At 60.3% G+C, this 7114-nt stretch carries 9 protein-coding genes; all 9 read right to left on the bottom strand.

Annotation, left to right across the window (positions count from 1 at the left end; genetic code table 11):
* Nucleotides 1-347 precede the first annotated feature (347 nt).
* The gene (locus tag ACZM8Y_RS10505; RefSeq protein WP_279201925.1) at nt 348-737 is read right to left on the bottom strand and encodes a hypothetical protein; all 390 of its coding nucleotides are present in this window, start codon (nt 735-737) and stop codon (nt 348-350) included.
* 581 nt (nt 738-1318) lie between these two features.
* Nucleotides 1319-1756 carry a type II toxin-antitoxin system HicB family antitoxin gene (locus ACZM8Y_RS10500; RefSeq protein ID WP_302552005.1) on the bottom strand — a complete coding sequence of 146 codons (438 nt, stop codon included), beginning with the start codon at nt 1754-1756 and terminating at the stop codon, nt 1319-1321.
* Between the two features lie 51 nt (nt 1757-1807).
* Nucleotides 1808-2002 carry a type II toxin-antitoxin system HicA family toxin gene (locus ACZM8Y_RS10495; RefSeq protein WP_009367908.1) on the bottom strand — a complete coding sequence of 65 codons (195 nt, stop codon included), beginning with the start codon at nt 2000-2002 and terminating at the stop codon, nt 1808-1810.
* A gap of 83 nt (nt 2003-2085) precedes the next feature.
* On the bottom strand, nt 2086-2322 hold the full coding sequence (locus ACZM8Y_RS10490; protein ID WP_302552004.1) for a helix-turn-helix domain-containing protein: 237 nt from the start codon (nt 2320-2322) through the stop codon (nt 2086-2088).
* Nucleotides 2323-2325: 3 nt separating this feature from the next.
* Nucleotides 2326-4377: a terminase gpA endonuclease subunit gene (locus ACZM8Y_RS10485; RefSeq protein ID WP_487479909.1), complete on the bottom strand. Its 2052-nt coding sequence runs from the start codon at nt 4375-4377 to the stop codon at nt 2326-2328.
* Nucleotides 4337-5104, bottom strand: a complete 768-nt coding sequence (locus ACZM8Y_RS10480) for a hypothetical protein (protein WP_302552002.1) — start codon at nt 5102-5104, stop codon at nt 4337-4339. The genes ACZM8Y_RS10485 and ACZM8Y_RS10480 overlap by 41 nt, the downstream gene beginning before the upstream one ends.
* 47 nt (nt 5105-5151) lie before the next feature.
* The gene (gene nrdD / locus ACZM8Y_RS10475) at nt 5152-5328 is read right to left on the bottom strand and encodes an anaerobic ribonucleoside-triphosphate reductase (RefSeq protein WP_278657544.1); all 177 of its coding nucleotides are present in this window, start codon (nt 5326-5328) and stop codon (nt 5152-5154) included.
* Nucleotides 5318-5785 (bottom strand): hypothetical protein, encoded by a 468-nt coding sequence (locus ACZM8Y_RS10470; protein WP_482334273.1) that lies wholly within the window; start codon nt 5783-5785, stop codon nt 5318-5320. The genes nrdD and ACZM8Y_RS10470 overlap by 11 nt, the downstream gene beginning before the upstream one ends.
* Nucleotides 5782-7113 (bottom strand): DNA modification methylase, encoded by a 1332-nt coding sequence (locus ACZM8Y_RS10465; protein WP_302979407.1) that lies wholly within the window; start codon nt 7111-7113, stop codon nt 5782-5784. Before ACZM8Y_RS10465 ends, ACZM8Y_RS10470 begins: the two co-directional genes overlap by 4 nt.
* Nucleotide 7114: the final 1 nt, after the last annotated feature.

Raw genomic sequence — 7114 nt, 5'->3', positions numbered from 1 at the left:
CAATATTACTTTTCTGGATATCACCCTGAGCTGGTTTTGTGGTATTAATTAATATAATTATTTATATTTATTTGTAATTTAAATGGCTGTGCGGGTACCAGCTGATTTTCACGAAACCATTTTTTGCTTGCTAGAAGAATAATTAGTCATGATATTTCAAATATAAACTGATCCTGGAGTCATTCAAGTTTCACGTAATTAGCTGGCTCGTAAATTTGAAAACTAAAAAAAGCGGCCCCGGCAGTACTAGGAACACTGCCGGGGCTGAATCTGGTTAAGGCCTAACCGGAAAGAAGGCTTCGGCAAACTCTCCGAGTCTGCCGGGGCGGTGAGTGTCTGCGGTGCCTCTATTTCGTTTTGCTAAGGAACCACGCGAGCCCCTCATGTTGCCCTTTCAACATGCCCATGCACAGCACTGCATAGGTCGAGGCGTTGTCTTTGCTGGATTTCATATCTTCCGTTGAGGTGGTAACGCACTGAGCTACCATTTTTGCGGCCATGTGCATGATTTCCGGGTCTTCGTCGAAAATGAGGTCGATGTACTTTCTGGATGTGGTCGCGTGTACCCAGTCGCCCGCAGTAGCGATGCGGTTGTGTTCGTCTGCCTGATGCCATTGCGCTACGCTGGCCTTGTGGAGCGTGCCCCCCTCGTACCACTCTTTAGCTTGAGCCGTTGACGCGAAAGCCATGATGGAACATGCGGCCAAGGCCAGCACGCCTTTGAGATATGCTTTCATTTTTCCCCCTCAATAATGTATTTTCCTATGGCAGTAACCTCTTTTTTATAGAATGGTCAATGTCATGGAAAACCCTTTGGAAAAGCAAAATAAAAAAACTCGAGGGAAGCCTACAGGCGAAAGCATTTGCTCACCGAGCATGTGCCGCCCTTTTTATCTCGGAGGGAGCGATGTCTGGTGCGACTTGCGACGCCTTGCCTTCGTTTCCCCTTTTTGCCACAACGGTTCTGTCCGTAAGGATAGCCTTCTTTCCGGCTCGATTCAGGCAGGCCCGGAAAAGGAGGTGTGCTCATGAGGAGACTCTGGCACGTGCTCGAAGCCGTTGCAATCTACGCCCTCAAGCGTCTGATTGATTGGTTCTTCACCACGAAGAACTGAAAAAGCGGCCCCGGCAGTGCTGGTACACTGCCGGGGCTGAATCTGGTTAAGACCTAACCGGAAAGAAGGCTTCGACAAACTTTCCGAGTCTGCCGGGGCGGTGAGTGTTGACGCACTTGCCGCCCTTCTTGTTTGCTAAGATAGCAAGCGTCTTGCCATATGGCAATATCTTCGTGCCATATGGCATTTTTGTTATCCTGACGTTAGGCGTTGGCCTGATTACGGATGTACGCCTTGGCTGCCGCCGCGAGGAACCCGGAGCGGGTCATTCCTTCTTCTTCCGCCGCCCTGTCGATGAGCCGGAGCACGCGGGGCGCGAAGGTCATATTCACGCGCACGGGTTTTTCCGGCTGGGGGTCAACGGGGACGAGCTGGTACAAGGTGCCTTCCGGGACGTCGATTTCAAGCTCGCGGCAGTGCGCTTCGGCCTTGGCCTTGGCCGCAGCTAGACCGGAAGGGACCGGAAGGGGCGTGCCGCGATCCGCCTCGACCTCGAGCCAGCCGGTGGCCGCGTCCTGTGCCGCTTCAAAGGCTTCCTGCAGCGTGTCGCCGAAGGTGTTGCAGCCTTCCAAATCCGGGAAGAATACGCAGAACGTGCCGTCTTCCTGCGGCAAAAACTGTGCGATGTAGTGGTGAGCCATACACACCTCGAATATATGGGGTTGGCGGGGGCCTTTGCCCCCAGCCGTGGATTAACGAAGTTTCAGGCCGCTTTGCTTTTCGATACTCTTGAGGGTGGGGAGCGGGATTTCCTTTTTCGGGTCGGGAACCGTCGTCTTTCCGGGCTTTGTGGGGTGCCGGAAGTGCCTGTGGCTTCCGGGCGTCCGGGGGATAACCTCAATCCAACCATCCTCTTTCAGCCGCTTGATGACCTCTTTGCTCGTCATCCGGTGCCTCCTTCGTTCCGATGTGTATGGAATACACATCTAGGCCGGATACGTCAAGGCTTTGATGTGTATTTTGTATACATTTAACTCTCGGGATGCTGCCCCGAAAGCGTATCGCCAAACCCTTCCGGCTCACGCCAGCCGGTCAGGTAGCGCAGGCAGTCCTCGCGCCGGACCCGGAAGCCTTTCCGTCTGCCGTTGCGCACGGCGGGGATGCCCCCGGCATTCACGAGGTTGTAGAAATGGGACTGGCTGCATCCGAGCAGGGCGCAGGCTTCGCGCCAGTCCAAAGTAAAGCCGTCTTCTTCGTGGTCTTCCATCGTTCACCTCCTCAATCTGGCCAGCCTGTCCGCGATGCTCCGGGGGACGGGGCGCTGCATGGGCATGGGGACGGCTGGGGCCGCCATCGGCGCGGGCTCCGTGTGCGCGGGTTCCGGCTCCGGGGTTTCCCAGTTGCGGATGCCGAGTTCCCACGCGCAGACGAGCGCCATCACTTCACAGTCCCAGAAATGGTTGGGGCGCTGGTGGGGGTTCTCCCAGATCAGCTTCTCGGGGTTGAACACCTCGGCGCACATTTCCTTGGCGTAGTCGGCGAGGATGCCCCCCATTTCGCCGATGCCCTGTTGAACTGTGTTCGCGTGCAGCCAGAAGGTGCCGGGGTCGCCGGGTGTGACGGAGAGCTTTTCCGCGAGGTCGCCCTTGAAGAACGTGGTGTCCACGCGCCGGAGCAGCACGCCGCCGGGGATTTTGATCTTGGAGCCCTTCGCGTCGGGGAAGAATTCGATGGGCGAGTAGCTTACTGGCGTGGCCATCTTCTGTTCGCCCTTGAACGGCATGGCCCGGCCTCCCTGCTGCGCGCACCACGCGTAGACCTGTTTTGTGCGTCCCGGCGCGCCCATCGCGTCGATGACGCAGGCGCTGACGCGGTATTCGTTGCCCTCGGCGTCACGGTAGACGTTGCGCCAGAGGGTCTGGGAGAGGGACTCGAATGTCGGCGCGGTGCCGCACTGGATGAGCCAGCTTTCCTCGGTGTCGCCGGGGGCGAAGGCCCGGATGACGTACCGGAAATACTTGGCCTGCGTGTCCACGCCCGCCACCAGCGCGGCCACGCGGGGCACGCCGTTGAGGGGGGCGGGCACGACACCGCGGGGGCGCATGTCGCACAGGGCGAGGAGGCCGTCTTCCTGCCGCTCGGCGCGGACTTCCTTCCACGGTTCGGCCTTGTACTGGTTCATGAAGTTCTTGAGGTCTTCGAGCCTGTTCGTCTTTTTCCACTTGAGGAAGGCGTGCGCCACTTCGGAGAGGGACACGAAATAGCTGTTCCACGCGGGCAGGTGGAAGCCGATCTTGACCGGCCTGTGCTGGTGCAGGTGGGCGAACAGCTCCAGCCCGGACGCTTTCTCCACCCAGAAGCCTTTGCGCACGGCCCGGTCGCGGTCGGCGTCCGACCACTGGCCGTCGCAGTGCTCGCACTGGTACACGGCCAGCCGCCCGGCGAGTACCTTCTCGGGGTCCCGTTCGCCTTCCGGCCAGCGGATCTGGTCGAACCTCATGAGCTGCGCGGCCCCGCAACAGGGGCAGATGACGTGGTACTCGAAGCGGGCGTGGGCTTCCTCGGTATAGGCCGTCCAGACGGGGCCGTCTTCCGTGGTCGGCGTCGAGAGCTTGAAGATGAACTTGCGCTCCTTCCAAGAGATGGTGCGCTTTTCGGCAAGGCTTTCCGACGTCGCCTCCTTGCGCGGGTTCTGGTACTTATCCAGCTCGTCCAGCACGAGGATGCGGATGGGCTTGTTGCCGAGCCGGGAGACGGAGCCGGACCAGCCCAGATAGATGGGCATGTGTTTCAAGTTGATGCGGATGCTTGAGGCGTCGTCGACGGCTCCGGAGAGATAGCCGCGGAGGTGCCGGGAGTCCTGCAGCATGGGCAGGATGCGGTCCTTGGCGTTTTCCTTGGCCGTGATTTCGTCCGGGAAGACGACCATAGCCGGGCCGGGCGAGAGGTCGATCATCTGGGCGAGCACGTTGAGCGCGGCCTCCGAGCCGCCCGTCTGCGGCGTCTTGCACAGGATGACCACCTCCACGCCCGGGAAGCGGGCCGCGTCCATGACGCCGACAAGGTAGGGGGTGAAGACGTTCTGCCAGAGGCCGGGCAGGGACGACATGCGCACCATGCGGTAGCGCTCCGCCCACTGGCTGGGCGGCAGCCATTTCTGGCGGCGCATGACTATCCGTTCGGCCTTGGAGAAGGCAAAGCGGTAAGGGGACCCGCCCGCAAGAGCGCGGGCGAGTCCTTTGGGAAGCCATGAAGGGGCCTCCGCCAGCCGGACGCTGACGTCAGCTTTCTTCCTGTTCGGGGTTGAGGGACGGATCGTCAAGGTTGACCTCTATCTCCATCGGCTGGGCGTATTTGTTGCTCAGGCCATCGATGACGGCCTCCATCTTGGCAAGGAAGCGGTGCGCCTGTTTGGGGTTGCCGTCCACCGTCTCGATGAGGTCCAGCGCCTGCGCTTCGACGGCGGACTTGAGCCCCGAGTTCAGCGTGACCGCCCGGGCGGCTAGTTCCTGCTCGACCATGTCCCGGGGGATGTACTTGCCCTCGGCGACGTCGGCGGCCAGTTCCTTGCGCCGGGCCTCGGCTTCCTTGATGCGGATGTCCGCGTTGTCCTTGCGGCGGACCCGTTCCTCGGCTTCCTGAGCCACCATTTCCGGCGTCTCGGCCATCGGCAGCGTGGTCCCGTACTTGTTGACGTTGCCCACGCTGAACGACAGGTCCGCGTTGCGCCGCAGAATACCCTTCCGTATATCTTGATACAGTTTGCTTTTTTTGATTTTCCTGCCGTTTTTGAGCAGGTGTTCGAGTACGTCCGTTGCCGTTTTCAGCGTTTCACGCTTTTCCGTCGCGCCCATTTGTGCGTCCTCCAGCATTCGGGTAGCACGCTGGAGCGCCGCGAGATTGGCATTGCTTGGGTCGTCTTTGACCGCTTTTTTGGCGGCCTCTTTCGCTTGCAGGAGGACGGGGATGTCCGTACCCCTGCTTTGATCCAGCAGGGATTCAATCAGCGCGGCGCGGTCACCAGCGGCTGTAGTTTGATTTTCGGACATTGCCTAGCTCCTTGGTGGATTGAAGGGTTTGGGCTTCGGAATGTTGCCTAGTTGTGCAGTTGCACGTGCTTCACGCGGTCCTTCACTTCGGCGCGCTTGGCGTCGTTGAAGCGGTCCACGGTGCCGACGAGATAACCCGTGATGCGCCGGATGCGCTCAAAACGGATGCCTTTTCCGGCGATGCCGTTTACAACGGGCAGGCCGTTCCACAATTCATTTTTCATTGTTGTTCCTCATAGTTACTGGTTCGACATCGTCACACTGTAAAAAGACGGGGCCTGAGCGGTAAGAATTTACAGCGATGTGCCAGCGCCCATCCGCGCCGAGGATCGGCGGCGTGAGCGTCCATGTCAGCTCGTATTTCCGAGTTCCGTCCTCGGCTATTCCAGAAAAGGCCCGCACACGTTGCCGTGCCGTCAGCTCCGGCCGCGGTGACGGCTCGGCAAAGGTGCCCATAGCGATTCTTGTGATGAGCGTTCCGAGGTCTTGCCGGTTGATGAACCACGGCGCGCCGTCGGCGGCATCGCACCAGCGCCGGTCGACGCGCATGCGGTACGTTCCGGTGGGGCCGCCGAATGGGGTGGCGTCGGCCAACTCGATGCGCGTTGTCGTCGTGTTGAAACGCACACGAATTTGGGCGGAAAATTTCCGTTTTTGTTCGTATGCCGTTTTGGATATCATGCCGCCCCCAGTGTTGCGCCGTCAGCTTCGCGCAGGGCTTGTCCGCCGGTGTAGTCCTGCCAGCGGCGGATGATAACTTCGGCGAAGCGCGGGTCCAGTTCCATCGTGCGGCAGCTGCGGCCCAACAGCTCACAGGCCATCAGCGTCGAGCCGGAGCCGCCGAACGGGTCCAGCACCAGCCCTTTGGCCGGAGACGAGTTGGCCACCATGCGCTCGATGAGCGCCACCGGCTTTGTCGTGGGGTGCAGATCGGACTTGGCGGGCTTGGGGACGGAGATGATTGAGCTGGCCAGTTCTTCGATGGATAAGGCTTCCCCACGCAGCCGGTAGAGCTTTCCGTCAATCATGAGCTGCCAGCTGCCGTCGGCCATCGGCGTCAGCGCGTCGAGGCAGGATTCGTAGATCGTCTTCTGCTTGCGGTTGCCGTACCAGCGATGCGCGGCCCCGGGACGCCAGCCGTAGAGGATCGGCTCATGCTGGAAATGGTAGTCGCCACGGCCCAGCACAGCGCTTTGCTTGCGCCAGATAAGGCAGGCGGCCAGCTTGAAGCCGGACTGGATGAACGCCCGGCGGAAGGCCATGCCGTCTCCGGCTTCGGAGTGCGCGACGTAAACCCCGCCGCCCGGGCGCACCGTTTCGAACATGACACGGTGAACGGCCAGCAGGAACTGGTCGAAGTCGACGGCGGACATCTTGTCGTTCTTGATTTTGCCAGCCTTGCCGCTGTAGTCGACGTTGTAGGGCGGGTCCGTCCAGATCATGTCGGCGAGCTCCTCTCCCATCAAGCGGCGCATGTCCGCACGGCTGGTCGAGTCGCCGCACATGAGCCGATGACGACCCAATAGCCACACTTCGCCGTCGCGTACCTGCGGTTCATCCGGAGGCTCGGGGATATCGTCAGGGTCTTTATCCGTGCCCCCGTCGAGTTGCATGAGCATTTCGTCCAGCTCGCGCTGGTCAAAGCCGGTCAGACTGAGATCGTATGAGGCGAGCTGCAGGGCTTGCAGTTCGCGCAAGAGTGCTTCGTTGTCCCAGTCAGCCCACGTTGCCGAGCGGTTGATCATGATGCGGAAGGCCCGCACCTGTTCCAGAGACATGTCGTCCACGGTGATGACCGGCACGGTGTCCAGCCCCAGAGCCATCGCCGCCTTGAGCCGGAGGTGCCCATCAACGAGGTCGCCGGTACTTTTGGCCAGCACGGGAACGCGGAAGCCGAATTCGCGGATAACGGTCACCATGCGCGGCACGGCGTCGTCGTTTTTCCGAGGGTTGTTTTCGTAGGGGATAAGCCGTCCGATTGGCCATTGTTCGATAGTGAGTGATGCCATA

The sequence above is a fragment of the Bilophila sp. genome (assembly GCF_057864385.1).
Note: the sequence above shows the minus strand (reverse complement) of the source record. Positions and strands in the feature narration are given on the sequence as shown.

Bases quoted from the DNA above. Each gene is read 5' to 3' on its own strand.
- ACZM8Y_RS10505 (WP_279201925.1), bottom strand. From the start codon at position 737: ATGAAAGCATATCTCAAAGGCGTGCTGGCCTTGGCCGCATGTTCCATC.
- ACZM8Y_RS10500 (WP_302552005.1), bottom strand. From the start codon at position 1,756: ATGGCTCACCACTACATCGCACAGTTTTTGCCGCAGGAAGACGGCACG.
- ACZM8Y_RS10495 (WP_009367908.1), bottom strand. From the start codon at position 2,002: ATGACGAGCAAAGAGGTCATCAAGCGGCTGAAAGAGGATGGTTGGATT.
- ACZM8Y_RS10490 (WP_302552004.1), bottom strand. From the start codon at position 2,322: ATGGAAGACCACGAAGAAGACGGCTTTACTTTGGACTGGCGCGAAGCC.
- ACZM8Y_RS10480 (WP_302552002.1), bottom strand. From the start codon at position 5,104: ATGTCCGAAAATCAAACTACAGCCGCTGGTGACCGCGCCGCGCTGATT.
- nrdD (WP_278657544.1), bottom strand. From the start codon at position 5,328: ATGAAAAATGAATTGTGGAACGGCCTGCCCGTTGTAAACGGCATCGCC.
- ACZM8Y_RS10470 (WP_482334273.1), bottom strand. From the start codon at position 5,785: ATGATATCCAAAACGGCATACGAACAAAAACGGAAATTTTCCGCCCAA.
- ACZM8Y_RS10465 (WP_302979407.1), bottom strand. From the start codon at position 7,113: ATGGCATCACTCACTATCGAACAATGGCCAATCGGACGGCTTATCCCC.